Origin of the sequence: Dokdonia sp. R86516, assembly GCF_044596715.1 — a bacterium.
Lineage (GTDB): Bacteria > Bacteroidota > Bacteroidia > Flavobacteriales > Flavobacteriaceae > Dokdonia.
In genome coordinates, this window is sequence record NZ_CP138998.1 from 2376117 (window position 1) to 2402849 (window position 26733).

Annotated in this window: 22 protein-coding genes; 12 read left to right on the forward strand and 10 right to left on the reverse strand. The window is 37.5% G+C overall.

Going from position 1 to position 26733, the window contains the following annotated elements; translation table 11 throughout:
• Positions 1-10: 10 nt before the first annotated feature.
• On the reverse strand, positions 11-586 hold the full coding sequence (locus tag SJY23_RS10680; RefSeq protein WP_396596330.1) for a hypothetical protein: 576 nt from the start codon (positions 584-586) through the stop codon (positions 11-13).
• A 373-nt stretch (positions 587-959) separates the two neighbouring features.
• Between SJY23_RS10680 and guaA the strand changes: the two genes are divergently transcribed.
• Together guaA and SJY23_RS10690 are read left to right on the forward strand one after the other, a co-directional pair.
• Positions 960-2492 (forward strand): glutamine-hydrolyzing GMP synthase, encoded by a 1533-nt coding sequence (gene guaA / locus SJY23_RS10685; RefSeq protein WP_035337569.1) that lies wholly within the window; start codon positions 960-962, stop codon positions 2490-2492.
• Between the two features lie 9 nt (positions 2493-2501).
• Positions 2502-4547 (forward strand): LysM peptidoglycan-binding domain-containing protein, encoded by a 2046-nt coding sequence (locus SJY23_RS10690; RefSeq protein WP_396596331.1) that lies wholly within the window; start codon positions 2502-2504, stop codon positions 4545-4547.
• A 71-nt stretch (positions 4548-4618) separates the two neighbouring features.
• Here SJY23_RS10690 and SJY23_RS10695 read toward each other — a convergent pair whose 3' ends face one another.
• Complete coding sequence (locus SJY23_RS10695; RefSeq protein WP_396596332.1) at positions 4619-5395, reverse strand: membrane metalloprotease; 777 nt, start codon at positions 5393-5395, stop codon at positions 4619-4621.
• Between the two features lie 43 nt (positions 5396-5438).
• Between SJY23_RS10695 and SJY23_RS10700 the strand changes: the two genes are divergently transcribed.
• A complete protein-coding gene (locus tag SJY23_RS10700; protein WP_035338330.1) occupies positions 5439-5969 on the forward strand; it encodes a DUF2059 domain-containing protein in 531 nt (176 codons plus the stop codon).
• Here SJY23_RS10700 and SJY23_RS10705 read toward each other — a convergent pair.
• Positions 5962-6672, reverse strand: coding sequence for a class I SAM-dependent methyltransferase (locus tag SJY23_RS10705; RefSeq protein WP_396596333.1), 711 nt, complete (start codon positions 6670-6672; stop codon positions 5962-5964). The genes SJY23_RS10700 and SJY23_RS10705 overlap by 8 nt on opposite strands.
• Positions 6673-6695: 23 nt before the next feature.
• Here SJY23_RS10705 and SJY23_RS10710 point away from each other — a divergent pair, with 23 nt between their 5' ends.
• Positions 6696-7190 (forward strand): YkgJ family cysteine cluster protein, encoded by a 495-nt coding sequence (locus SJY23_RS10710; RefSeq protein WP_396596334.1) that lies wholly within the window; start codon positions 6696-6698, stop codon positions 7188-7190.
• A 32-nt stretch (positions 7191-7222) separates the two neighbouring features.
• Here SJY23_RS10710 and crcB read toward each other — a convergent pair whose 3' ends face one another.
• Both crcB and SJY23_RS10720 read right to left on the reverse strand, forming a co-directional pair.
• Complete coding sequence (gene crcB / locus SJY23_RS10715; RefSeq protein WP_396596335.1) at positions 7223-7594, reverse strand: fluoride efflux transporter CrcB; 372 nt, start codon at positions 7592-7594, stop codon at positions 7223-7225.
• A gap of 6 nt (positions 7595-7600) precedes the next feature.
• A complete protein-coding gene (locus tag SJY23_RS10720) occupies positions 7601-8632 on the reverse strand; it encodes a GyrI-like domain-containing protein (protein WP_035337556.1) in 1032 nt (343 codons plus the stop codon).
• Between the two features lie 88 nt (positions 8633-8720).
• On the opposite strand from SJY23_RS10720, the gene SJY23_RS10725 reads away from it, so the two are divergent.
• Positions 8721-10745 carry a dihydrofolate reductase gene (locus SJY23_RS10725; RefSeq protein WP_396596336.1) on the forward strand — a complete coding sequence of 675 codons (2025 nt, stop codon included), beginning with the start codon at positions 8721-8723 and terminating at the stop codon, positions 10743-10745.
• A 148-nt stretch (positions 10746-10893) separates the two neighbouring features.
• On the opposite strand, the gene SJY23_RS10730 is transcribed toward SJY23_RS10725, so the two are convergent.
• Entirely contained in the window at positions 10894-12294 is a 1401-nt protein-coding gene (locus SJY23_RS10730) for a fasciclin domain-containing protein (protein WP_396596337.1), read from the reverse strand.
• A gap of 74 nt (positions 12295-12368) precedes the next feature.
• Between SJY23_RS10730 and SJY23_RS10735 the strand changes: the two genes are divergently transcribed.
• From SJY23_RS10735 to SJY23_RS10750, 4 genes are all read left to right on the forward strand, one after another.
• Positions 12369-13061 (forward strand): toxin-antitoxin system YwqK family antitoxin, encoded by a 693-nt coding sequence (locus SJY23_RS10735; protein ID WP_035337548.1) that lies wholly within the window; start codon positions 12369-12371, stop codon positions 13059-13061.
• A gap of 161 nt (positions 13062-13222) precedes the next feature.
• Complete coding sequence (mnmA, locus tag SJY23_RS10740) at positions 13223-14416, forward strand: tRNA 2-thiouridine(34) synthase MnmA (protein WP_035337546.1); 1194 nt, start codon at positions 13223-13225, stop codon at positions 14414-14416.
• Between the two features lie 42 nt (positions 14417-14458).
• A complete protein-coding gene (locus SJY23_RS10745; protein ID WP_396596338.1) occupies positions 14459-16075 on the forward strand; it encodes a S8 family serine peptidase in 1617 nt (538 codons plus the stop codon).
• Complete coding sequence (locus tag SJY23_RS10750; RefSeq protein WP_396596339.1) at positions 16075-17022, forward strand: NAD(P)H-dependent flavin oxidoreductase; 948 nt, start codon at positions 16075-16077, stop codon at positions 17020-17022. Before SJY23_RS10745 ends, SJY23_RS10750 begins: the two co-directional genes overlap by 1 nt.
• A gap of 76 nt (positions 17023-17098) precedes the next feature.
• Here the strand turns inward: SJY23_RS10750 and SJY23_RS10755 are convergent, their stop codons facing one another.
• The 3 genes from SJY23_RS10755 to lysA form a co-directional block, all read right to left on the reverse strand.
• Positions 17099-17662 carry a PhnA domain-containing protein gene (locus tag SJY23_RS10755; RefSeq protein WP_396596340.1) on the reverse strand — a complete coding sequence of 188 codons (564 nt, stop codon included), beginning with the start codon at positions 17660-17662 and terminating at the stop codon, positions 17099-17101.
• 101 nt (positions 17663-17763) lie between these two features.
• Positions 17764-18879: a serine hydrolase gene (locus SJY23_RS10760; protein ID WP_396596341.1), complete on the reverse strand. Its 1116-nt coding sequence runs from the start codon at positions 18877-18879 to the stop codon at positions 17764-17766.
• Between the two features lie 71 nt (positions 18880-18950).
• Entirely contained in the window at positions 18951-20156 is a 1206-nt protein-coding gene (gene lysA, locus SJY23_RS10765) for a diaminopimelate decarboxylase (protein WP_396596342.1), read from the reverse strand.
• 144 nt (positions 20157-20300) lie between these two features.
• On the opposite strand from lysA, the gene SJY23_RS10770 reads away from it, so the two are divergent.
• Positions 20301-20948 (forward strand): LON peptidase substrate-binding domain-containing protein, encoded by a 648-nt coding sequence (locus SJY23_RS10770; protein ID WP_396596343.1) that lies wholly within the window; start codon positions 20301-20303, stop codon positions 20946-20948.
• 371 nt (positions 20949-21319) lie between these two features.
• Entirely contained in the window at positions 21320-22198 is an 879-nt protein-coding gene (locus SJY23_RS10775; protein WP_396596344.1) for a zinc-dependent metalloprotease, read from the forward strand.
• Positions 22199-22298: 100 nt separating this feature from the next.
• On the opposite strand, the gene SJY23_RS10780 is transcribed toward SJY23_RS10775, so the two are convergent.
• Positions 22299-23312 (reverse strand): pirin family protein, encoded by a 1014-nt coding sequence (locus SJY23_RS10780; protein WP_396596345.1) that lies wholly within the window; start codon positions 23310-23312, stop codon positions 22299-22301.
• Between the two features lie 349 nt (positions 23313-23661).
• On the opposite strand from SJY23_RS10780, the gene SJY23_RS10785 reads away from it, so the two are divergent.
• Positions 23662-26682 carry a tetratricopeptide repeat protein gene (locus SJY23_RS10785; protein WP_396596346.1) on the forward strand — a complete coding sequence of 1007 codons (3021 nt, stop codon included), beginning with the start codon at positions 23662-23664 and terminating at the stop codon, positions 26680-26682.
• Positions 26683-26733: the final 51 nt, after the last annotated feature.

The window sequence follows — 26733 nt, forward strand, 5'->3', positions numbered from 1 at the left end:
ATAGGTGCTATTATTGAGAGTCCTTCTCGTCATTATCGTCCCAGTCCTCATCTTCATCTAGGTTGTCTAAAAATGAATTGAAATCTGAGCTCATTGCTTGAGCCGGATCATCAAAATTTATACCTGGTGGATTAAATAGGCCCCATCTATCAATAATATACTGTGCGGTATCAAAAGTTTGTACCCATCGTGCAAAGATAGGTCTGAGCATCTCAATGGCATCTCCTAGTAAATCGAGATATTCTACATCTTTATAGCCAGAGGCTAGTAAGCCTTTTGAGTCTTGAATAATCTCTCTAGCTGCCTTTCTTACTACAGTGGCATTCTCCATTTTGAGGTCATAAAGATCTACCCCATGAGCAGTGGCTATGGCAGATGGAATAAGAATCGCATTATCCATCATTTGTTGTGTATATCGCTGGTAGAGCGCTTTTTTATATTGAGAGTTAGGATTACTGTCCTCTAGTTTTATACCTTCTATAATATGTTCCACTAGATGCAGGATTACAACACCTTGTCTAAAAACTGGAAGTTTGCGCCACTCATCAATTCCTTTGTCATAGCGATTGTTTTCATCTTCGGTCATAGCGCCTAATATTACATTATTTATATGACCTTTACTGTATAATTTTATAATGAGAGGAAGACATATATAACCAAAGTTAGACTTTTTATTATCGTCAAAATCGACTCTCTACGATACCCTACAACTTCTCGTTGAGTCGATAAAAAAATCCGATTAGAGGGTCTTTTTAATTACTGGTGGCTATAGATCTTATGTTTTAAATTATTGATAGTTATTAAATCATCAACAGAGTTACATGATTATTGTTGAATTTATGGCATGGTTAAGCTATTGTAAGAAATGCCCAGAAATACTAAAAGTGCTCTAAAAAAAAATCCTAATATTTCTCCTTTTGTCTTTATAGGTACTCTGTCAAATTATACTATTTTTGTCTATGCAAAATAACGTCCTCATATTAGACTTCGGGTCTCAATACACGCAGTTAATAGCACGTAGAGTGCGAGAATTAAATATATACTGCGAGATAAAGCCATTTAATAATCCGCCTAAAGATTTGTCTTCTTACAAAGCTGTAATCCTATCTGGATCACCGCATTCTGTAAGAGGTGAGGATGCTCCGCATCCAGACCTTTCAGAAATAAAAGGTAAAAAGCCACTTCTAGGAGTTTGCTACGGAGCGCAATACCTAGCTCACTTTTATGATGGTGAGGTAGGACAATCTAACACTCGTGAGTACGGGCGAGCAAAACTCTCAGTGGTAGACGAAGGCGAACTTTTCTTAGAAGGTGTTTCTGCAGGTAGTCAGGTGTGGATGAGTCACAGTGATACCATCAAGAAATTACCAGCAGGAGCAAAGCGCATAGCATCTACTCATGATGTGGAAAATGCCGGATATAAACTTGAGGGGGAAGAAACTTATGGAATACAGTTTCACCCAGAAGTATATCACTCTACAGATGGAAAGCAGATTTTAGAAAACTTCTTAGTGAAAATTGCAGGAGTAGCACAAACATGGACACCAGATGCCTTTGTGGATACTACGGTTGCAGATCTAAAAGCAAAGCTTAATGATGATCGTGTGATTTTAGGACTTTCTGGAGGTGTAGACAGTACTGTTGCAGCTACATTACTTCATAAAGCAATAGGCAAGAATTTATACTGCATTTTTGTAAATAATGGATTGTTACGTAAAGACGAATACACTCAAGTACTCAAGCAGTACGAAGGTATGGGGCTTAATGTAAAAGGTGTAGATGCTTCGGCACGTTTCTTGGAAGCGCTAGAAGGAGAGAGTGATCCAGAGACTAAGCGTAAGGCTATAGGACGCGTTTTTGTAGAAGTATTTGATGACGAAAGTAAACTTGTAGAAAATGCAAAGTGGTTAGGTCAAGGTACTATTTACCCAGACGTAATTGAATCTGTAAGTGCAACGGGAGGACCTAGTGCAACTATAAAATCTCACCACAATGTAGGTGGATTACCAGATTATATGACACTTCAAGTAGTTGAGCCTTTAAGAATGTTATTTAAAGACGAGGTGCGTAGAGTAGGAGCGAGCATGGGGTTGTCACAAGAACTTTTAGGAAGACACCCTTTTCCAGGACCTGGTCTTGCGATTAGAATTCTGGGAGATATCACCGCAGAGAAAGTACGTATCTTACAAGAGGTAGATCATATATTTATTAGCGGTCTACGTGAGTGGGGATTATATGATAAAGTATGGCAAGCAGGTGCTATGTTATTGCCAGTAAACTCAGTAGGAGTAATGGGTGACGAGCGCACGTATGAAAAATGTGTGGCACTTAGAGCTGTAGAGAGTACAGATGGAATGACGGCAGACTGGGTAAATCTTCCTTATGAATTTTTACAAAAAGTTTCTAACGATATAATTAATAAGGTAAAAGGCGTTAATAGAGTAGTCTATGACATAAGCTCTAAGCCACCTGCTACTATTGAGTGGGAATAATTCTTAACTATGAAAAAATATATTACTGTAATTGCGATTGTTGTTTTTAGCGCTTTCGCGAAAGCGTGCTCAACACCAGCAGCTGCATTATCTAGCTATACTGCTACTGTTCAAAAGTTTGTTTCCCACCAAGTAAAAGCTGGTGAAACACTAAATGATATAGCCGATAAGTATGGTATAACCACAAAAGATATCACAAGACTCAATCCAGATGCTCGTGAGGAGGTTTACGAAGGCTTAGTTTTAATCTTGCCATCTACAGCAACTGTTGCAAATAAAACAGAGACCGTTGATCAAGACAACTTAAAGTTTAAGACGCACAAGGTAAAGCGCAAAGAGACACTTTATAGCATTTCTAAAAAGTATGGCGTTTCTCAAGATGTGATAAAACGTTTTAATAAGTCTTTATATAGTGAAGTGTTGCGCAAAGGTGATAAGCTACGCATACCTGTTAATTATTCAGAAACTAGCACGCCAGATGCGGTGGTAAGTTTACCAGAAACACAGGTGTCATACATAACGCATAATGTAATTGCAAAAGAGACTAAGTACGGAATTGCTAGAAAGTATGGAATTACTATAGCAGAGCTTGAAAGTACAAATCCGTCGCTTAGAGATGGGCTAAAGATAGGGGATGAACTTAGGGTTCCTAAAGCAAATTTTGCAAAGAGTACTATCATTGATAATGATGAGTATGCCTTTTATGAAGTACAGAAGGGAAATACACTATATAGCCTGTTACGCATTTTTAAGCTAGAAGCAGACGAGCTGATAGCATTAAACCCTGCACTAGACGAAGGTCTTAAGGAAGGTATGATTCTCAAAGTGCCTAAAGGAAGCCCAGGATCTGGCACGCCTACACAGGCCGTTGCAGAAAACCAAGGGAATCCTGAGGTTACCATTCTAGAAGGTGAAAAAGGATCTTTGCTCAATCAATTAACAGACTTCTCACCAAAACGTATTGCTGTAATGCTTCCTTTTGGAGTGGGGCGTGTAAATACAGGGAATACAGAGGTAAATGAAAATTTACTTAGAGATGATCGTATTCTTAGACTATCATTAGACTTATACAGTGGTATGCTTATGGCAGTTCAAGATGCAAAAAAAGCTGGTATTTCTACTACGGTAGATACCTATGATACCTCATACAATCGTAAAGATGGCGCGGCAACAAATGCACGCAAAGTAGAAACTATTATACAGTCAAATGATTTTTCTGGGGTTAATGCTGTAATAGGGCCGCTTTTAGGAAATAATATAGATAGAGTGTCATCACTACTCAATTCACGCAACATACCCGTGATATCCCCTAGGTCTAACAAGGTAGCTGGAAGAAAAAATATTTTTGTGTCATGGCCAGAGGATAAACTATTAAGTAAAAAGATGCTTTCTTATTTAAAGGCTAATGGATCCGGTAAAAATATCGTGGTAATAGCAGATAAGAAAAATAGCTCAACATTGTCAAAATTGAGAGCTATTTTTCCAAATCTTAAGACGGTAACTCCTCGTTCTAACGATAAAGGATATTATCTATATCCAGATGATATACCATCACAACTTTCTAGCGAACTAGAAAACTGGGTAATTGTAGAGACTAATGATGTGCCATTAATTAGCAGTGTAACTACTAGTCTTAATGGCCAGTTAGGTGCTCTTAAGGTTGTAATGTTTACTACAAACAGGGGTAATGCTTATGATAGTGATGAGATACAGCATGATCACCTAAAGAATCTTGCTTTCCATTTTCCATCTGTAGAAAAAGAGTATGAGTACAATAAAGCAAAGGCTTTTATTGACAGTTATGAGACGATGTATGGTGTAAGTCCTAGTGAGGCAGCAATAAGAGGTTATGATGTTATGTATGACACACTACTACGTCTTGCATACTCGTCAGACTTATATGCTGCAGCAGCTACTGGTGTGGAGACAGATTATGTGGAAAATAAGTTCAAGTATGGAACAAGAGCTAAAGGAGGCTTTTCAAACAATGCCGTGTATCTTATGAAATATACAGATACATTAGAACTTGAAGAAGTGCCATTTGTAGAAGAATAAATTGATTTACATTGAATTAAAAAAAGGGATTGACGTAAGTCAATCCCTTTTTTAGTTGCTAGCATAAAATTCTATAATCCTCCATTTGCTTGTAAATCTTGAATGCATAACGCGTCAAAATTAGGAAGTGATGCTGTATTACTAGAATTAAAGATAGTAGTAACGGTTTGAAAATACATTAAGCAATCTTCTACGCTACAATGTCTACCATTTTCCTCGTCATGGTGATCTGAGGTTAGTGGTGTCCCACCGTTTACAAGTCCAAAAATATGACCAAACTCATGACGTATAGTACCTGTTTCAATCGCAGTTCTATTTCCAGGAGTTATTGTATTCTCACTGATATCTTTTAGTGTTTTCTCATAAATAACCATCGAGGTATTTCTATAGGCAGTGCCTAATACCACAGAAGTATCAGTGTCAGTAGGGTTACTTTCGTCAGAAAAGAATAACCATACTCCTATCTCATCACCATTATTAAAAACAGATCGATTTGCATCTTCTATGGCCACGATGTCATTTATGTCATAAGGACCTTCGGTATCAGTTGTGATTGTAGATTCTACGATTGTAATACCATCTGGTTTGTTAAGTCGCTCTTCTAGAAATGGAATTAATAATTCTATAGTGCTATCTGTTGGTCTAAAACCCGCAGGATATGCAATCTCAACCCGTAGGCTAGTAAACTCATCACTAGATAGCAATTCATTTGCTGAGGTTCCTAGAGGTTGCTTATTTGCAGCATTCTCTGCTGGGTCAGATGATATTGTGGTTGGGTCATCATCGTCACAACTTATAATAAAAATAAGTGATAGTATTAAAAATGCAAGCTGTTTCAATGATTTCATGTGTATAATGTTCTATATTTATGCCCTTATTATAACAACAAAAATGATGAAAAAAATATTTATAGCCGTATTTCTCTTTACTTCTTTAGTTGGATACTCGCAGGAGAAAACCTACCACGAGCAAGTTTTGAGATATTTTCAAGTGAATGGTACTGCAGATCAGTATAGTAACGCAACAAATGGTCTTTTTGATTTATTAAAAAATCAATACGCTAGTAAGAATGTTCCAGACGCTGTGTGGAACGAATTAAAGACAGAAACGCCAAAACAAGTAGATCGTATCTTAAATATGCTGGTTTCTGCATATAGAGGAACCTATAATCAGGAGGATATACAGAATATGCTTGCTTTTTATGAAACAGGTGCTGGACGTCAAATACTAATAGACAAAACAGCATTAGATTACGAACAACAAAAAGAAGTATCTGTATTTTATAATACACCTACAGGACAAAAAATACTGACAGCCGAACAAGATATTGCTCAAAATATTGGTGAAATATCAGAAATCTGGAGTAGAGATCTATACAGAATGATGGTAGATAAACTTGCCGAAAAAGGATATACTATGTAAGGCTAAGCCTTGCTAAATATTCATAATGATCACCTTCTAAAATGAGCTCACAGTTGAGCTCATTTTTTTTTGCATACCATGCAAGTCTTTCATAGTCTAGATAAAGCCAGTCAAAGCTAGAGCTCTGCGCTCCTTTATAGCTCATCGAGTATGTTACTTCTCCATAGTAATCACGATGTGTATCCATCCAGAAACCTCCATCTTCGTCCTCAAACATAAATGCAATGTCTGATCCGTCTATAAGTATCTGCCCATCTTTGTTGAGTAATGTTTTAAGATGTTGTAAATAGCTGTCTATTTTTGATATACGTTCAAAAATTCCTGTGCCATTCATGAGTAATAAAAGAGTATCGTAGCTGCCTTTATGTTCTAGAATATTAGAGTTTACGGCTTTTTGTAAACCACGCTTTCGCGAAAGCGTAACAGCACCCTCACTTATATCTATTCCAGTAACATCAAGACCTTGTTCTTGTAACCATAAACTATGGCTGCCAGCGCCACTACCTATGTCAAGTATGGCACCCTTAGAAAGTGATAATGCTTGTTGCTCTATAGCTGGCATCTCTTCAAATGGCCTAAATAAGTAAGGAACGGGGATTACATCATCTTCTGCAATAGAGGAGTGCACCACGATATCTTCTGTGTACTTGTTATCAATAAAATCCTGGAGCGCAGCCCCAAAAATATCTACCTCTTTTGCCATAGCTTTATGATTACCTTTGCGTCATGGAAGATTTTATTAAGGCCCTCCCGCAGCTTGCCAAAGATAAGCAGAATGAGAATAAAAAGTTCTTTGCAAAGCTACGCAGTAAACCTCCAAAAAAGTTAGATTACATCATGCAAGAACTCCATGAAGAGGAGTTTGAAAGAACAGATTGTCTCTCTTGTGCAAACTGTTGTAAAACTACGGGACCACTCTTTACAGATAAGGATATCCAGCGTATCTCAAAGCACTTCCGCATGAAGGAATTTGACTTTATTAAGACGTATTTACGTATCGATGAAGAGAAGGATTATGTCCTGCAAGAAACACCATGCACATTTCTAGGAGCAGATAATTATTGCTCTATCTATGAGGTAAGGCCTAAAGCTTGTAGAGAGTTTCCTCATACGGATAGAAAGAAATTTCAGCAAATTTCTAAGCTCACTATGGAGAACATAAAGATGTGTCCGGCTGCCTTTAATATTGTAGAGGAGATGAAAAAAAGAATCAAAGTGTAGCCAATAGACTTTAAAGCGAACAGCTATATATCTTAAAAGCTCTTAGCTAGTTCAATACCTCCAAACACGGCAAGAATACCAAGTGCAAAACTTGCAATGGCATACAGCGCAAATGTCATAAAATCTCCAGATTTAAGAAGTACGTGATTCTCATAAGCAAAAGTAGAGAAGGTGGTAAAGCCACCGCAAAAACCTGTTGCTAGTAGCAATGTAGTGTTGCTATTGAGCGTGTTATTTTTAAGTGCCCATCCTAAAATAAGACCTATCAATAAGCTGCCTATAATGTTTGCGGCAAATGTGCCATAAGGTATACCAGAACTAGGGTCATTTATAAATTTACCTAGAAGGTATCTTGCAATACTTCCCGTACCACCACCTATAAAAACGAGTATTAAAGTTTTCAAGGATGTTTATTTTAAATCTTCAATAGGTACATAAACTTCCGTAATCCAATCTGCCGGATTAGGATGATCTTGAGGATCTGTCACGTAGACTTCAAAAGGCTTTTCCTTAGAAAGAGTATATCCTTTATCTTTCACATGTTTCATGGCAGTAGTCCATGCTTCCCCTAGATTTATATAATTGCCACGAAGTGTTACCTTAACGGCAGTCACGGTAGGCATGTAACCGCTAAAAACGTTTGTATCTCCAGCTACAATGATCTTTTCACGTACGGGTAATGCATTGGTCATAATTACATCACCATTAGGAAATGTCTCATTGTAGATAGTAAAAGGCATCCCAGTTACTGCAATATTATTTTCAGACATAAATGTAGAGATGCCATTATAATTTTGAGACATGATAGTAGGTACAGAAGAAGCTTTGGCAGAAGTAGTTCTGTAAAGATAAAACCCTCCACTGTATTGGGTTATTCCATCTATATTGATTTCATATTTTCCTATTTCCTCACGAGCAGCTTCCTCAAGACCAGTAAGTCCTTTCTCGTACATTTCTTGCATATCGGCCTCAAAGTCAACTCCTGTAAACGCAAAATATACTTTATCCATAAGTGTATGCTCACCTTTTATTCCCCATGTAGCTATAGTTGCAAGCTGCTCTGTAGTTTCAAAAGTCCAGTACACCTCCGGTTTACGTTCGCCTCCTGGTGTTTGTAGCGTCATATCTTGTTTTAAAGAATTATGAGGCACAGCTTCTGTTGTAGTCATACTACCATCTACCTCACCTTGCCAGCTATATGAAGCTCCTTCGCCAGAAGTTTTATCACTGTAATTAAAAACCATAGTAGGCTCTTCTTTTTTCCAAGGACCCCAATCTTCCCATGTTTTGTATTCGTTTACAATATCGTAAACCACTTCTCGTGGGGCATTAATTTCCTTTGTTGCTTCTATTTGATAAGTACCATCTTGAGTACCAAAGTATATAGCTCCAGCAATAACAACAATAAGAATAACGAAGAGTAAAAATTTTAAAAATTTCATTGGAGGTAGTTTGGTTTTGCAGTAAAGATAACAAAATTCATCGTGTGGAATTTCCCTATATTTACGTGCACAAATTATTACATAACTTATGAGTTACAAAGGAATATATACGCTAGCAATTGCAGCGGTTCTCGCAGTAGGATGTGGAGAAGAAAAGAAAGATGATAACGCTTTCGCGAAAGCGGAAACAACAACAACAGATTTTGATTTTACAGTAGGCCAGTTTGCCGATATCAAGATATTACGTTACCAGATACCAGGTTTTGAAGACCTAACACTTAAAGAGCAAAAGCTGGTGTACTACATGACACAGGCAGGACTTGCTGGACGTGATATCATGTGGGCTCAAAATTACCGTCACAATCTCGAGATTAGAAACGCTCTGGAGACGATTTATACATCTGACAAGGTTTCAAAAACCGGAGAAGAGTGGGAGCAGTTTGAAACATTCATGAAGCGTGTATGGTTTGCAAACGGTATACACCATCATTACAGTAATGCTAAGATGAAACCTGATTTTTCTCTGGATTACTTGAAACAATTACTTGCCGAAAGTGGAGCAACATTAGAAGGAGAAGCTTTTGAAGTACTCTTTAATGATAAGGATAGCAAGAAAGTAAACCTAGCTAAAGATGTTGATATCGTACTAGAAAGCGCGATTAACTTTTATGGCCCAGATGTAACTACAGCAGAGGCAGAAGCATTTTATGATGCGATTAAAGTAGATGAAAATGAGCCTATAGAAAAAGGACTCAACACGCGCCTTGTAAAAGAAGACGGTAAGCTTGTAGAACAAGTGTACAAGAGTGGAGGATTATATGGCGAGGCTATAGATAATATAATCGGTTGGTTAGAAAAAGCCCAAACCGTTGCCGAAAATGAGCAGCAAGGAAAAGCTTTAGGACTGCTTATTGAATATTACAAGACAGGAAGCCTCGATACTTGGGATGATTACTGTATCGCTTGGGCAACTTCTACAGAAGGAAATATAGATTGGATTAACGGATTTATAGAAGTTTACAATGATCCAAAAGGGTATAAAGGTTCTTATGAGACTATAGTTCAAATTAAAGATTTTGATATGTCAAAAAAGATGGCAGCACTATCTGTAGATGCACAATGGTTTGAAGATAACTCACCATTAATGCCAGAGCATAAGAAGAAGGAAGTAAAAGGAGTATCTTACAAAACAGTGATTGTAGCAGGAGAAGCAGGAGATGCCTCACCATCTACGCCTATAGGTGTAAACTTACCTAACAATAACTGGATACGCCAGACGCATGGTAGTAAATCGGTTTCTCTAGGTAACATAATCAATGCTTACAACAACGCTGGTGGATCTGGACGTCTTAAAGAGTTTGCACATGACGAAGAGGAGATAGCATTAGAAGAGCAATATGGACAATTAGGAGATAAGTTACACACAGCTTTACATGAAGTAGTAGGTCATGCCTCTGGACAGATTAATAAAGGAGTAGGAACTCCTAAGGAAACACTTAAACGTTACAAATCTACTATAGAAGAAGGACGCGCAGATCTTTTTGGGCTATACTATCTTATGGATCCAAAACTTCAAGAAATAGGATTAGTAGAAGACTGGGAAAAAACAGGAATGGCTGCTTATGATGGCTACATCCGTAATGGTTTGATGACGCAACTTATACGCCTTGAGCTAGGAGATAATGTAGAAGAAGCGCATATGGTAAATCGTCAGTGGGTTAGTGCTTGGGCTTTTGAGCGTGGTGCAAATGAGAATGTAATTGAGAAAGTAACTCGTGATGGTAAGACTTACTTTAATATCACAGATTACAAGAAACTTCGTGCAATCTTTGGAGAATTACTGAGAGAGACACAGCGCATTACTTCAGAAGGTGATTATGAAGCTGCAAAGGCACTTGTAGAGAATTATGGTGTAAAAGTAGATCAGAACATACATAAGGAAGTACTTGATCGTAATAGCCAGTTTAAAAGCGCACCTTACAGTGGTTTTGTAAATCCTGTAATCGTTCCGCAAATGGAAGGTGAGAAAATTACGGGCTTCACTATTGAGCAACCAGAAAGTTTCGAAAATCAAATGCTTGAGTATTCTAGCAAATACGGTCATTTAGATTAAGTGTAATAAGTACGCTTTCGCGAAAGCGTAATACCTAAAACCTCCCGTCTTGAAAAAGATGGGAGGTTTTTTTATAATGTAATATCAAAAAAAATCTCCACTGCTATATATTGCAGTGGAGATTTTAAATAGTTGGGTAAGTTTATTTTTACAAATCTCTTAGTACTCTACTTACAGCGTGTATTACACCATTTGTAGCTTGTACATTTGTAGCGACTATTGGGTTTGCATCGCCATCTGGGTCAATAACCGCTGCAGGATCTGCTTGTAGAGTCACATCTGCTCCTCCTAATGGAGTTACTGCAGTACCATCAAGATCTGCAAGGTCTTCTGCTCTTACATTTGAATTAGGAATCACATGTAATTCTAATGTTGCAGCAAGAGTTTCTGTAGGAATATCTGATAACATCTCTAATTCTAAGTCTGCTAGTAAATCTTCAAAAGCATCGTTAGTTGGTGCAAATACTGTAAAGGGTGCTGGTGACGTTCCAAAAGGTGTCTGCAATGCAGCTACATACCCAAAAGATTCATCTGCAGTTAATGCTGCAACAAGTGTAGAAAAGTTAGGATCTGCAGTAGCAAATGTTGTGATGTCTGGAAGTCCGATTACGGTATCAACTACATGTATTACTCCATTTACAGTTACAATATCTGCTATAATTACATTCGAGCTTCCGTTTAATGTTACACCATTACCTGTGTTTACATAAAGGCTTATTGGTGCGTCATCATTTCCTTCAAAAGTAGCTGCGGTATTAACGTATGCATTAGTTAAAGTAGATGATATCGCTACAGCTCCTGGTACTACGTGGTTTGATAATACTTGTGCTAGTGCTTCATTATCTACATCTTCAAGAGTATTATCTCCTAAAAATGTTCCAAAAGCATCGTTAGTGGGAGCAAAGACTGTAAAGTCTGCTTCTGTGTCACTAAGTAAATCTGTAAATGTTGTATTCCCTTCATCTGTAAGGGCTGCAACGAGTGATGTAAGAGCTGGGTTTGTAGTGGCAAATGTTACCACAGTTGGTAAATCAATTACTGTATCTACAGCATGTATCACTCCATTATCTGTTACTATATCTGCAGTAGTTACTGTAGATTGTCCATTAAGCACAACACCATCTGTTGTATCTACATATAAACTTATGTTTGCGTTAGAAGAAGGCTCAGTAGCTAAGTTACTTACGTAACCAGTTGATAGTTCGCTAGAAGTTACTGTTGTATTAAGTACATGATTTAATAGTACTTGGGTTAATACTGCGTCATCTACATCCTCAAGAGATGCTCCGTTTAAAAATGTTTCAAAAGCTGCATTATCAGGTGCAAATACAGTAAATGTTCCACTGCCTGCTAGTGTAGCATCAAGATTGGTGCGTTGTAAAGCGGCTAGTAGAGAGCTGTAATTCTCATTACCTGCTACAAAGTCTGCAATAGTGTTGCTCTCTCCCTCAATAATGTTACCATTATCGTCATCATCGTTACAAGAAACTGTAACTAATAGCGTTAATGCAATAAACGCTAATTTTGTAATGCTCATTAAATTTTTCATAGTAATGTAGTTTGATTTTGTTTAACACAAAGCTATAATGAGTAAACAAAGTAAAATCCCAATAAACAGTTAAAATGACGAGATTAACAATTCTTTTAGTAATTCTAGTAGCGCAATATCAGCAGTTAAGTATGGCACAAAGCTATAATCAATATGATGATGAAGGTAAGCGTCACGGGCAATGGCAAAAGTTTTTTGATGGAAGTAAGCAGTTACGATACACAGGAACATTTGACCACGGCAAAGAGCAAGGCACCTTTAATTTTTATGATATTAAGGGAGGTCATCCCACTGCGGTAAAAATATATACGCCAGATTCACCTCATATAGATGTAACCTTTTTTACAACAGATGGAAAAATTGTAAGTAAAGGAAAGATGAACGGTCGAGAGCGCTTAGGGGAATGGCTGTCATATCATCAAGATGGAAAGTCAATTATGATAAAAGAGCGTTATGTTAATGGGAAATTAGAAGGAGAACGCATGGTTTATTTTATAAATGGTTTACTAGCCCAGCAAGAGTTTTATAAACGTGGTTTAAAAGAAGGCAAAACCATTTATTACTCAGAAGAAAAAAAAGTACTCAAAGAATTACAATATAAGAATGATCAATTAGAAGGACCCGTGCGATTGTATAATGGCTTTGGACAACTAGAGATAGAGGGTGCTTACAAGAATAACCGTAAGCATGGTCTCTGGAAGTATTATAAAAATGGAACTGTAGATAAAGAAATTAAATATCCTCGTAATAAAATAGGAGTACAGTAATCAAGGTGCAAGTTTTGAGTATAAATATCAACTACTTCTTGTGTAAAATAATGCACTCTTATTGTGTAAATTTGCATCCTCAATTATGAGCAGTAGTAACAGCTCACATAATGGCAAAGTAAAGCTATAATAAGTAGTGTTTTGCAAACATATATTAGAAAATGAAAACGGTAGTAGTAGGTCTTAGTGGTGGAGTAGATAGTAGTGTTACGGCTCACTTATTAAAGGAGCAAGGATACAACGTGATAGGTCTTTTTATGAAGAACTGGCACGATGATTCTGTAACGATATCTGATGAGTGTCCTTGGCTAGATGATAGCAATGACGCAATGCTCGTGGCCGAAAAGTTAGGAATTCCATTTCAAACAGTTGACCTAAGCGAGCAATACAGAGAGCGTATCGTAAACTACATGTTTAAAGAATATGAGATGGGACGCACTCCTAATCCAGATGTTCTTTGTAATCGGGAGATTAAGTTTGATGTGTTTATGAAAATTGCACTTTCACTCGGTGCAGACTTTGTAGCTACTGGACATTATTGCCAAAAAACATCGATAGAAGTAGACGGTAAGACTATCTATCAGCTTAAAGCTGGGGCAGATAATAATAAAGATCAATCCTATTTTTTATGTCAGTTATCGCAAGAGCAATTGGCAAAAACCTTGTTTCCAATAGGTCATTTACAAAAACCTAAAGTGCGCGAGATTGCTCTAGAACAAGACCTGGTGACTGCAGGAAAAAAGGATTCTCAAGGACTTTGTTTTATAGGTAAAGTACGATTACCAGACTTTTTACAACAACAGTTGAAACCTAAGGAAGGTGTTATTGTTGAGGTGATGGAAGATACTATTCCAGAAGTTGCAGGTGGTATGGAGGCTAGTAACGCTTTCGCGAAAGCGGACTTAGAAAACCTTGTAAAAAAACCAACATACAGCGTTGCCGAAGGGAAAGTAGTAGGTAAGCACCAAGGAGCACATTACTTCACAATAGGCCAGCGCAAGGGACTTGCAGTGGGTGGCACTGTAGAGCCTCTTTTTGTGATAGATACAGACGTAAATGAAAATGTAATTTACACAGGTCAAGGGAAAAATCACAGAGGATTATACCGCAAAGGGCTCTTTGTAAAAGAGGAAGAAATACACTGGATACGAGAAGATCTCACGCTTGCTATAGATGAAACTATGGAAGTAGAAGCAAGGATACGCTATAGACAGCCACTAGAAAAAGCAACACTTTATAGAGTAGAAGGTGGTATGTATGTGATTTTTGATAATCCTCAGACCGCCATAGCCGAAGGTCAGTTTGTGGCATGGCATCATGGAGAAGAGTGCTTGGGTTCTGGAGTTATTTCGTAACTTACGTACTCATTTCGTAGAGCTTAGCTCAACGTCTCGCTTATGAATCTAAAATTACTCTTTGTACTGCTTTTTATGACGGCTTATGGAAACGCCCAGCAGGATGCTTGGGTGTTTTTTGTAGATAAAGAAAACGTTGCCACAAGTCTTGATAACCCTATTTCAATTCTTTCTCAAGAAGCATTAGACCGCAAAGAACTTCACGGTATAGCTGTAGATGAACGAGATGTGCCCGTAAATGAGGGTTATATCACTCAGATTAAATCTCAACCTGGCGTAACTGTACTAGCAAAATCTAAGTGGATGAATTGCGTTCACGTGAGAGGTGCAGAAGCAGAGATTGCAGCATTAGAAGCATTGCAAATTGTAGATTATATAGAGTATGCAGATCGAAGCATAAATAGACAACCTAGTCCGTTTGAGTTTTTAAAAGATGATCCTTTGCCACAAGATTCACGATTGACATTTAATTACGGGGCTACAAATAATCAAGTGACTATGCTCTCTGTAGAAGAGTTGCATGAGCAAGATTTTACAGGAGCAGGTATGGTAATTGCCATTATGGATTCTGGTTTTCCAGGGGTTGATGTAAATGCAGGATTTTCAAGATTGAGAAATGCAGGGAACTTATTAGATGGATATGATTTTGTAGGTAGAAATAACAATGAATTTGATTTTTCAAATGATAGTCATGGTACTAGAGTAGCAAGTGATATTGTGGGCTTTATTGAAAATCAATTTGTAGGGACGGCTCCAGATGCTGCGATTTACTGTTTTAGAACAGAAGATGTGGCAAGTGAGAATCCGGTAGAAGAATCTTACTGGGTCGAGGCTGCAGAAAGAGCAGATAGTCTAGGTGTAGATGTAATAAACACATCACTGGGGTATAGAACTTTTGACAATCCCAATTATGATTACAGTTACGATGACATGGACGGTGAGACTACCTTCATTTCAAGAGGAGCGACAATTGCTTTTGAAAAAGGTATGGTCGTGGTAACTAGTGCAGGAAATAGTGGAGCAGGAAGGATAAGTGCACCAGCAGATGCTGCCGGCTCATTTGCGGTAGGGGCCGTAGACGCTAGAGGTGACTATGCAAGCTTTAGCAGTTTAGGCCCTTCAAGTGATGGTAGGGTTAAGCCAGATGTAATGGCAAGGGGTGAGGGTAGTGCCGTTATAGATCAATATGATAATGTAACTACAAATAACGGAACAAGCTTTAGTTCGCCAATAATTGCCGGAGCAATCGCAAGCTTTTGGCAGGCAAATCCAGAGCTTACAAATGCTCGTGTAATGCAGCTCGTTCGGGAGAGTGCAAGTATATATGACAATCCCAATGAACGGCTGGGGTATGGTATTCCAGATTTTGGAAAGGCATTAGCTGAGGTTGCAAATACCTCAGAAACTAGTGAGGCTCAAGAATATGATGATTTCCAAATTTTACCTAATCCTGCATCTGAGATGGCAGTATTAGTCTTGCCTAAGGAGGTAGAACAAGTAGAAGTAACTATTTTTGATATTTTAGGGAAGAAGATTACTACCATACGCATGTCACAACAGGTAAATGAACTTCCTATCTCAACACTTAGAAAAGGGGTGTATCTCATCCAAATAAACGATGGAGCCTCAATCGTTACTCAAAAATTTATAAAAGCATAATGAATAGAATTACATCCCTATTTAAGGTTAAGTATCCGCTTATACAAGGTGGAATGATATGGAACTCAGGTTGGCGTCTCGCAAGTGCCGTGAGTAATGCTGGAGGTCTCGGGTTAATAGGAGCTGCTTCTATGTATCCAGATGTTCTAGTGGAGCATGTAGAGAAATGTAAAGAAGCAACTAATAAACCATTTGGGGTAAATATACCTATGTTGTATCCTAACATAGAAGAGCACATGAAAACGGTAGTAGACTACAAAGTCCCTATTGTCTTCACGAGCGCTGGTAATCCAAAACTATGGACTAAAGAATTAAAGAAGCACGGAATAAAAGTGGTGCATGTAGTAAGTAGTGTAAAGTTTGCCTTAAAATCTCAAGAAGCAGGAGTTGATGCAGTAGTAGCCGAAGGTTTTGAAGCAGGAGGTCACAATGGTAGAGAGGAGACTACAACATTTACACTGATACCTATGGTTAAAGAAAAACTAGATATACCTCTTATCGCTGCTGGTGGTATCGCAACAGGTAGAGGTATGCTTGCAGCAATGACTTTAGGTGCAGACGGTGTGCAGGTAGGAAGCCGTTTTGCCGCAAGTGAAGAGTCTAGTGCGCATCAATTATTTAAACAAGCGATAGTCGATACGCAAGAAGGAGATACCGTACTAACGCTTAAAGAACTTGCGCCGGTTAGACTGATAAAAAATAAATTTTATGAGCAGGTAGCAGAATTATACACTACGGCACCTTCAAAAGAGCAACTCTCTCAACTGTTAGGGCGTGCGCGTGCAAAACGTGGTATGTTTGAAGGAGATCTCGAGGATGGCGAACTAGAAATAGGTCAGATTTCTGGACTTATACATGATATAAAGCCAGCTAGTCAAATAGTCTCAGACATGATAACAGAATATACGGAGGCAAAGAACGCATTACTTAATTTTGATAACTGGTAGTTTTGTACAAAACGAACTAAAAAAACGCTCTGGTTTACCAGAGCGTTTTTTTTGTTATAATATGTTTGAAGAGAGACTAGTTACTCTTTTTAACGTATTGAGTAACAATCACAACTTGTTGTCCTTGTATGCGCCCTTCTATGTGCTCAGCATTATCATGTACCAGATTAATATTACGCATAAACTCTCCACGTTTTGCAGTAAAGTTGGCTCCTTTTACATCTAGATCTTTAATTAATACAACACTATCGCCATTAGCCAGTCTTGTGCCGTTTGAGTCTTTGTGGATGATGGTATTTTCATCTTCCTCTATGTGCTCTCCTGTAGCCTTTGCCCACTCAAGTGTTTCTTCTTCTAGGTACATCATGTCGAGAAGATCTTGTGGCCAACCTTCTTTGCGTAATCTTGTAAGCATACGCCACGCTACAACCTGTACTGCAGGTTCTGTGCTCCACATGCTGTCATTAAGACATCTCCAGTGGTTTACATCTACTTCCTCTGGATTATTGATCTGATTGATACATGTTTTACAAGCAAGAATATCATCCTCCCTTGGTTCGACGATAAAGGGAGAAAGATCATATTCATTACTACATAGTTCGCATATAATGGTGCGTTTGTTAAGTTCTCTTAAGCTCACAGTACTCAATTTATAGGTTGTAACAGCAAACTAATTTGCTGTCGTTTTAAGGCATTGCCTTGATAGTGCTGCGAAGTAACAAAATTTCCATCTAAGGTGCTTTATTCCCTACGCTCTTTTTCTTGTTTATAAAACTCACGACCTAGTTGCGCGAGAAAGGGGATACCTATATTTTCATACTCATAGGTATCATCATTAAAAATTGCATTTTCGTTTACTAATATGGTGGCGGAAAGTATAAAGCGTATGTTGTTTGTTGTGTCAACAATATAGGCAGTCTCTGTAAGCGTTCCATATGCAGATCCCACTTTATTGTAAATTTTGATATTGCTAGGTATACTATCTTCTGAGTCTCCATACATGAAAAATTTCACGTAGCTGTCATAATACTCTGGTGCATTGTATTTTGCCTCATGAGGTAGTGCTTTCATGGCATTTAAAAAGCGAGCCCGACTTTCATCAGTAATGTCAAACTGTTCAGATGCTGGAAATATCTCTGGAGCTATAAGCTTTTTCATTAATAGATGTTGCTCTTCTAGTGGGAAGTAGTTCTTCTTGCTAAAATCCATTGGAGATTCTTTTAAAACTCCATGTTTTTTATAGCCTTTACCTTTGTTAATTCCTTGAATGGTAATTGGAGTAATATCGCTATCTGTTTGATTTTTTAATTCAATTACCTCTTCTGTATATCCTGGAAAAAAATGAATATCGTTTCTTCTAGCTTTATCAGCATCTGGTGTAGATAGTCTATGGACGATACGGGTCTTGCTAAGCCCTTTTTCGCGCAAGCGGTTATTAATATAATCTCTACCTAAAATCTCATAAAGTCTGTTATAGGATTCATTATCACTTACTGCAAAAATCTGTCTAATATCGTTAGACACTGTGTGTAGGTTGTCATTGTTGTTTTCAATATATGGAGTATCAATATGAAGTTGTTCATTTCTATCCATAAACTCAGTGGCTAGTAGCGCTACTGGGAGTTTTACAGTGCTGGCAGGGTAGAAATATTGATTACTATTTACATTATACTCGTAATCTGTAAATAATAGCTCACCAGTATTAGACGTGTCAATTTGTGTAAACAGTATTTGTACTTCATGTTTTTCAATATTGTCTACAACAGTCTTTATAAGCTCATTTTTTGAGCTTAATGCTGTCTCGATAGGATTGCTGCAACTTGCAAATATTACTATTATAAATACCCAATATTTCATAATATAAATGTACTGAGTATTCATAAAAAAGACCAGCTGTTTGCTGGTCTTTGTGATAGTTTTATGTGTAATTATTCTTTGAGAATTACCTGGTTGCTTATGAGATCTTCAAAGGTCTCTCGTTTGCGTATTAAATGCGCTTCGCCGTTTTTTATTAATACTTCGGCAGGTCTGTAGCGACTGTTATAATTGCTGGCCATGGTAAAGCAATACGCACCTGCATTATCAAAGGCAAGAATGTCACCTTCAGAAATTTCTGAGATACGACGGTTATTTGCAAAAGTATCTGTCTCACAGATATAGCCTACTACACTGTAAAAACGTTCTCTTCCTTTTGGGTTGCTTATATTGTGAATCTCATGCTGGCTACCGTAGAGCATAGGTCTTATTAAGTGATTGAATCCGCTATCCACTTGAGCAAATACTGTAGAGGTGGTTTGTTTTACCACATTAACTTGTACCAGAAATTTACCAGCCTCACTTACAAGAAATTTACCAGGTTCAAAGGTAAGAGTGAGTGGTTTTCCGTACGCTTTCGCGAAAGCGTTAAAACGTTTCCCTAATTTCTCTCCTAGTTCTTCTATGTTAGTCTCAATATCTCCTGGTTTATAAGGTACTTTAAAACCACTACCAAAATCAATAAATGTAAGGTCGCTGAATTTTTGTGCCGCATCAAATAATATTTCTGTGGCATATACAAACACATCAATGTCGAGAATGTCACTTCCAGTGTGCATGTGTATTCCATTGATATTCATTCCGGTATTTTCCACAATACGTATTACATGCGGGAGCTGGTAAATACTTATCCCAAACTTACTATCGATGTGCCCTACAGAAATATTAGTGTTTCCACCAGCCATCACGTGCGGATTCACACGGATACACACAGGTATTTGAGGATGCTTTGTACCAAACTGTTCTAGTATAGAAAGGTTATCTATATTAATTTGCACACCCATTTGTGCTACTTCCTCTATCTCTACAAGTGATACGCCATTAGGTGTAAAGATGATACGATCTGGAGTAAAGCCAGCAAGAAGTCCTAGTTGTACCTCTTGAATAGAAACAGTGTCTAGTCCAGAACCCAAGCCTTTTAAATGCTGTAATATAGAAATGTTGCTTAAAGCTTTTACGGCATAGTTAAGTCTTAACTTTTTTACATGTTTAAATGCATTAGTAAGTCTATTGTATTGTGTAGTGATAGTCTCTGCATCGTATACATAAACTGGACTTCCGTAGGTGTTAACCACGTTTAAAAGATCTCTGTTTTTCATCATAACGTATTTAAAGCAAAATTAGGAGAGTTTTAGAAATTGATAATGTACAACGTCAATAAATGTTGAACAATAAGGTTAAAAATTGTTCATTATATAACAGTGAGCAGAAGCTTTTGTATTTTTCATAGATAAATTTAAGTTATGACAACAGCAGTACTCCCTATGTTTCCTCTAGAAATGGTAGCCTTTCCAGGTGAACCGCTCAATTTACATGTGTTTGAAGATAGGTATCAACAATTATTACAAGACTGTGAATCTGGAGGTATCACCTTTGGAATTCCTACTTATATAAATAATAGTCTTGCCTATGGTACTGAAATGGAAATTACACATGTAGTAAAACGATATCCTTCTGGAGCTGCAGATATTATTTGCAGGGGTTTAAGGGTTTTTAAGCTTATCAACTTTTATAATACGCTGGGAGAACGATTATATGCTGGAGGTGAGGTTACATTTATTGAGGAACGTCAAGAGCCCTTATCTTCTCGTAAAATAAGACTTATTAATTTGCTTTCTGACTTTTATGATGAGCTTGATATGAAAACTCCAGAAATTAATGTAGATACTATACGAAGTTTCACACTTGCTCATAAAATGGGATTGACCTTGGAGCAAGAATATGAGTTGCTACAAATTCCTTCTGAAGATAGACGATTGCAATATCTCATAGAACATCTAGAGATAGCACTACCTACGCTTAAATCTGTAAATAGGACTAAAAGACTAATTGCTCTTAATGGGCACTTCAAAAACTTTGATCCTCTAGACTTTGAGGATTATAAAATGTGATCTCAACACCTGTAGTTTATCATAATCAATCATTTAATAGATTAAATTGCGAAATCCTCAATAGTAATAGTTCTATTGAGGATTTTACATGTCAATTTATAATCAAATTCATGCTTTTTGCTAGGTTATTGCACAAAATTTAACAAAATATAGATTAATCATACAACTCCTATAGGATTTCAATATGTTGCTTTTCAGAGCTTTAAAATTGAAAAAAGGATTCTCTTTATGGCTTTATGAATATTTGCATGTTTTTAATGTTTATTTAATAAAAATATTAACGAAAACGTTGTAGTGGTGTGGTTAATGTATTTTAATTGTTAAAAAAAGTTAAATTTGGAGAAATGTTAACCCTTAATTAATTAATCCAAATGAAAAATCAATTCAAATTTAGTGCAATGGCTATCGCTATGATGGCTATAACGTTCACATCATGTGAAAAGGAAACCGAAGAAGCTATTGAGAATGATCTTGTAACCGAAGAACTTCTCGCAGAAACTAGAGAGGCTGTAACAGATGCAGGTGTTCTAGGCAAAATTAGAGAAGATCTTAAGCTTGATGCAGGTGCAGTAACAAAAGGGGATTTTCATCTTCCTGATGGTACAGTACAGCAACGCATTTACATAGGTGAAGATATTGTTGTGACAGCAAAGGAGCTTGATGAAATGACAGCAAACCAAGACACAAGACAGTTTAGAACAAATAACCTTGTGACTGGAGCAAACAGAACGATAGATATTATAGGATACACTGGTAATGACAACTTCGGCCTTTCTTCAAAGGGGCGTACTGCATTACAATGGGCTGTAAATAACTACAACCGTATCTCTGGATCTGCATTGCGTTTCCGTCTTACTTTTGGGACTAACTTCAATAACAGTGATATGGTAGTGTATGATAACACTGCAAATAATCCTGGTCAAAGTGGAGGTGTAGCTGGTTTTCCAAGTGCACAAGGACTTCCTAACAAGTTTGTACAGATTTATGGTCTTGAAGGATCATCTACAAACGTAAATGAGCATGTAATCACACACGAGATTGGTCACTCTATAGGTTTCCGTCACTCAGATTACTATGACCGCGCAAGCTGTGGAAGCGGTGGAGGTGAGTCTGCTGGATCTACGGGAGCAATACAATTACCTGGAACTCCAACAAGAGATTTTGACTCAATCATGCAGGCTTGTTTCTCAAACAGTGAAGATGGAGAATTCAGCTCAAATGATGTTACTGCATTAAGAGCTATGTACTAAGAGCTATAGTTTACCCACACTATAGGTAAATATGTAAGCACCTCGTCTGTAAAAGGCGAGGTGTTTTTTTTGTTATGCTTTCGCGAAAATGTGATAGGTGTTACTTAATCTCTTCGCGACCATCTGCATGCAGGGCAAAACGGCCACGCTCTTTAGGGTGCGTATGATCATAAGAACTCCAAGGCCAGCCACCAAAAGCCGTTTTTCTAAATTCGGAAATGGCTTCTTGAATTTCTTGAGGGTGATTCATTACAAAAGGTCCTTGTTGAGCAATTGGCTCATTTATAGGTTTACCTTGTAAGAGTAGGAAGCTTGCAGTGCTACGGCCATTTTTTATCTCAATCTCTTGATCACTTAAAAGATCAATACTATGATTTACTGGTATCTGATTACCTTCTATGGTTACTTTTTCTCCGCTATAAAAATATAGAGATCTATTTAGCTGAGCAGCTGCCGAGGGTAATTTCCATACAGCGTTTGGTTCCATAGTAATTAGCCAGATGGCCACGTGATTACTAGGATCCATTGCCCAAGAATCTGGAGCAGCATCGGGAGCTTTTACATCATTGTAATCTCCGGATATGAGTTTTATGCTTGTACTTTTTCCATAATCATCTTGTGAGTTATGAATTGGGATGTCTTCATTCCACAGCATTTTAAAATGTGGGTCAACCAACTTGTTCTTTTTAGGTAGGTTGAGCCACAGTTGAAATAATAACAGCGGATTCTCTTTATCATCATTCAGTAATGGAAACATCTCGCTGTGTTGCACGCCTTTGCCAGCGGTCATCCACTGTACATCTCCATTTCCAAAACGTCCAGCAGCACCTAGAGAGTCACTATGGTCTGCGAGACCTTGCTCTACAATTGTTACAGTCTCAAAACCGCGATGAGGATGCGCGGGAAATCCCGGTACTGTAGTGCCATGATACATATTCCATCCTTCTGGATGAGGTTCAAAATCCATTCCTAGGTTGCGTCCTTGTAGTGAAGCGGCTGGACCTAGCTGCTCATTGCCTTTTGGGTAGTTATCTAAATGATATGCACAAAAAAGAAATGGATCTTGGGTTTCCCACTGAAAACCCAGTTGTTTGATTTTTATAATTGCTGTCATAGATGTTTCCTTTTTTTGTCCTGAACATTACAAAGATATGCAGGAATATTATGTGTTGATGGCTGTTGTATGATGTCAAAATCAAAAGAGCATACATGAACTTTTAATCTGCTTACAGGCAGGTGGTTCAATTTTAATTGTTTTGCTTTTTGAATTAATCTTTTGATATGTTAAAATCCTTTTCACAACTTGATATAATTAACAAAGATTTCTGACGTTATCTTTAGGGAAGAAACTTAACTTTGGGGAGGTGTAAATGATACGTTTTGCTTTCGCGAAAGCGTACACATATTACAGTTTTTTAGTCTATTCCTGATAATGATCAGAACACATAAAACAACTCTTAACTATGCATAAAATCAAGTATGTACTTGTTGCATTATTTTTATATTCTACTATTGCTGTAGGGCAACAATCGGCTATATATACGAATGATCTTGTACAATTTAATAAGGCGCTCTCCTTATATAACAGCAAGCAATACCTCGCAGCACAAACTCTTTTTGAAGAAGTAAAAGGCGATACAGATGATACCACCGTAAAAGGTGATTGTGCTTATTACATTGCAAATGCAGCAGTACGTCTTAACCAGCAAGGGGCAGATGATCTTATGACCACTTTTGTGACAGAGTATCCTACGAGTACAAAACGCAACAGTGCATTTCTAGATGTAGCTCAGTATTACTTTGATAATGGCAAATTTGCTTATGCTCGTAAATGGTATGATCGCGTTGATGAAAGCACACTTACAGCAGGAGAGAAGGAGACTTTTTACTTTAATAATGGTTATGCTTATTTTAAAAGCAACCGTTTTGATGAAGCAAAGAAGTACTTAAACCGTGTACGTGATTCAAAAAAATATGGAGCGCAGGCTAAGTATTACATAGGCTTCATGGCTTATGAAGGTGATGATTATGAAGAAGCAAATGAGCTTTTTGAGGAGGTGGAAGCAGAGACTGGAGGAGCATATAATGAGGATCTTGCATACTTTAAGGCAGATCTTAATTTTAAGTTAGGAAAATTTGACGAAGCAATATCAGAAGGAAAATCTCAACTAGCCAGTGCAAATCCTAAAGAAAAATCTGAGCTTAATAAAATTATAGGAGAAAGCTATTTCAATCAAAAGAGGTATGCAGAGGCATTACCTTATTTAAAAGAATATAAAGGAAAGCGTGGTAAGTGGAATAATACAGATTACTACCAGCTAGGATATACTTATTATAAGCAAGGAGACTACACAAATGCTATTAATGAATTTAATAAAATTATTGACGGGAATAACGGTGTAGCACAAAATGGTTATTATCATCTTGCAGAATCCTATCTTAAGTTAGATAAAAAGCAGGAAGCACTTAATGCATTTAAAAATGCAAGTGAAATGGATTTTAATGCGCAAATTAAGGAAGACAGTGGTCTTAATTATGCAAAGCTGAGTTATGAAATAGGTAATGCATACAAGTCTACACCTGCTGTTATTACAGATTATATAGATGCGTATCCAAAATCTCCAGCTAAGGCAGAGCTAGAAGCGTTACTTATTGATTCCTATATCACTTCAAAAAATTACAAAGAAGCAATGCGCTTGCTAGAAAGCAACAGCAATTTTGATAATAAGGTAGCTTATCAAAAAGTAGCGTTCCTTTATGGTCTTGATCTTTATAATGAAGGTAATTATCCAGAAGCTGCAGCAGCATTTAAAAAATCTCTTAAAGAACCACGTGACCCCTTATATGTGACACGTGCTACTTATTGGAAAGCAGAGAGTGACTATGTTGCAAATGATTTTAAGGAAGCAATTATAGGATACAAACAGTTTTTAAATAACAGTAATGCTGCAAGTACACCAGAGTATAAAGACATTAATTATAACCTAGCCTACGCATATTTTTCTGATAAGCAATATGAAAAGGCAGCAAGCTTCTTTGAGTTGTATATAGCTAGTAACGTACAGGATGAGACTAAGCTCAATGATGCCTACTTACGTCTAGGTGATAGCCGTTTTATAAGTAGTAAATACTGGCCTGCACTTGAGGCCTATAATAAGTCTATAGCGCTTAATAAGACAGATCAAGATTATGCAACTTTTCAAAAATCGATGAGTTATGGTTTTATAAAAAAGGACGAGGACAAAATAAACGGACTTCAAACTTTCTCTACCAAATTTCCAAATTCTACTTATCGTGATGATGCGCTTTATGAATTAGGGAACATTTATGTTTCTCAAAACAAAAATGATCAAGCAATTACAGCTTATGATAAACTCGTAAGAGATTTACCAGGTAGCTCTTACGTGTCTAAAGCGATGCTTAAGAAAGCATTGATACTAGATAATAAAAACAAATCTGATGAAGCACTGGCGCTATTACGTAAGGTGGCTGGCGATTATCCAGGAACTCCGGAGGCGTTACAAGCAGTAACTACGGCAAAGCTTATTTATATAGATCTCGGCCGTGTTGATGAGTATGGTGAATGGGTGAGTACGCTAGAATTTATTGATGTGGAGGATGCAGAGCTCGATGATGCTGCATACGCTTCGGCAGAGAAGCAGTATGTGGAGAATAATGTAGGTCAAGCAGAACGACTTTTTGAATCTTATTTGAGTAACTATCCTAAAGGTCAGCATGCATTACAAGCTCATTTTTACTTGGGGCAGCTCGCTTTCGCGAAAGCGGAATACAACAAAACAATTCCGCATTACCAATATGTTATTGCAAAGGAGCGTAGTGAATTTACAGAGCAAGCACTTGCACGTTTAGGGCAAGTATATCTTACTGATAAAAATTACACGGCTGCAATTCCAGTGTTAAAGCGATTAGAAACAGAAGCAGACTTCCCGCAGAATATCGTTTTTGCTCAGTCTAACCTCATGAAATCTTTTTATGAAAGTGAGGACTTGACAAAGGCTGTAAGCTATGCCGAAAAAGTGCTTGGAAATGCAAAAATTGATAATGCAGTAAAAAGTGACGCACAAATAATAATTGCTCGCTCTTCTATAAAGGCGGGTGATAACGCCAGAGCTAAAACAGCTTATGCCGAAGTACAGAAAATTGCTACGGGAGCACTTGCAGCAGAGGCTTTATTTTATGATGCCTACTTTAAAAATGAAGCTCAAAACTTTGAAGCATCTAATGTTGCAGTGCAAAAACTAGCAAAAGATTATAGCGGTTTTAAAGAGTATGGAGCAAAAGGGCTTGTGCTCATGGCAAAAAACTTTTATGCACTAGGAGATGCTTATCAAGCAACATACATTCTAGAAAGTGTGATTACAAACTTTGCAGATTATCCAGAAACTGTAGAAAAAGCTCGTGGCGAACTAGCAATTATTAAACAAGCAGAAGGAAAAACAAATGCCTCTGTAGAAAAAGGGTAATTGCTGATTAATAAATCACTTGCTTTATAAATAAGACAAACGTCTAACGAA

Excerpts from the sequence above, each read along its gene's own strand:
- SJY23_RS10775 (WP_396596344.1), top strand. The coding sequence starts at position 21,320 with ATGAAAAATCAATTCAAATTTAGTGCAATGGCTATCGCTATGATGGCT.
- SJY23_RS10695 (WP_396596332.1), bottom strand. The coding sequence starts at position 5,395 with ATGAAATCATTGAAACAGCTTGCATTTTTAATACTATCACTTATTTTT.
- SJY23_RS10680 (WP_396596330.1), bottom strand. The coding sequence starts at position 586 with ATGACCGAAGATGAAAACAATCGCTATGACAAAGGAATTGATGAGTGG.
- lysA (WP_396596342.1), bottom strand. The coding sequence starts at position 20,156 with ATGAAAAACAGAGATCTTTTAAACGTGGTTAACACCTACGGAAGTCCA.
- SJY23_RS10710 (WP_396596334.1), top strand. The coding sequence starts at position 6,696 with ATGGAAGATTTTATTAAGGCCCTCCCGCAGCTTGCCAAAGATAAGCAG.
- SJY23_RS10745 (WP_396596338.1), top strand. The coding sequence starts at position 14,459 with ATGAATCTAAAATTACTCTTTGTACTGCTTTTTATGACGGCTTATGGA.
- SJY23_RS10760 (WP_396596341.1), bottom strand. The coding sequence starts at position 18,879 with ATGAAATATTGGGTATTTATAATAGTAATATTTGCAAGTTGCAGCAAT.
- mnmA (WP_035337546.1), top strand. The coding sequence starts at position 13,223 with ATGAAAACGGTAGTAGTAGGTCTTAGTGGTGGAGTAGATAGTAGTGTT.
- SJY23_RS10785 (WP_396596346.1), top strand. The coding sequence starts at position 23,662 with ATGCATAAAATCAAGTATGTACTTGTTGCATTATTTTTATATTCTACT.
- SJY23_RS10770 (WP_396596343.1), top strand. The coding sequence starts at position 20,301 with ATGACAACAGCAGTACTCCCTATGTTTCCTCTAGAAATGGTAGCCTTT.
- SJY23_RS10705 (WP_396596333.1), bottom strand. The coding sequence starts at position 6,672 with ATGGCAAAAGAGGTAGATATTTTTGGGGCTGCGCTCCAGGATTTTATT.
- SJY23_RS10690 (WP_396596331.1), top strand. The coding sequence starts at position 2,502 with ATGAAAAAATATATTACTGTAATTGCGATTGTTGTTTTTAGCGCTTTC.
- SJY23_RS10750 (WP_396596339.1), top strand. The coding sequence starts at position 16,075 with ATGAATAGAATTACATCCCTATTTAAGGTTAAGTATCCGCTTATACAA.
- SJY23_RS10735 (WP_035337548.1), top strand. The coding sequence starts at position 12,369 with ATGACGAGATTAACAATTCTTTTAGTAATTCTAGTAGCGCAATATCAG.
- SJY23_RS10725 (WP_396596336.1), top strand. The coding sequence starts at position 8,721 with ATGAGTTACAAAGGAATATATACGCTAGCAATTGCAGCGGTTCTCGCA.
- SJY23_RS10780 (WP_396596345.1), bottom strand. The coding sequence starts at position 23,312 with ATGACAGCAATTATAAAAATCAAACAACTGGGTTTTCAGTGGGAAACC.
- SJY23_RS10720 (WP_035337556.1), bottom strand. The coding sequence starts at position 8,632 with ATGAAATTTTTAAAATTTTTACTCTTCGTTATTCTTATTGTTGTTATT.
- SJY23_RS10700 (WP_035338330.1), top strand. The coding sequence starts at position 5,439 with ATGATGAAAAAAATATTTATAGCCGTATTTCTCTTTACTTCTTTAGTT.
- SJY23_RS10730 (WP_396596337.1), bottom strand. The coding sequence starts at position 12,294 with ATGAAAAATTTAATGAGCATTACAAAATTAGCGTTTATTGCATTAACG.
- guaA (WP_035337569.1), top strand. The coding sequence starts at position 960 with ATGCAAAATAACGTCCTCATATTAGACTTCGGGTCTCAATACACGCAG.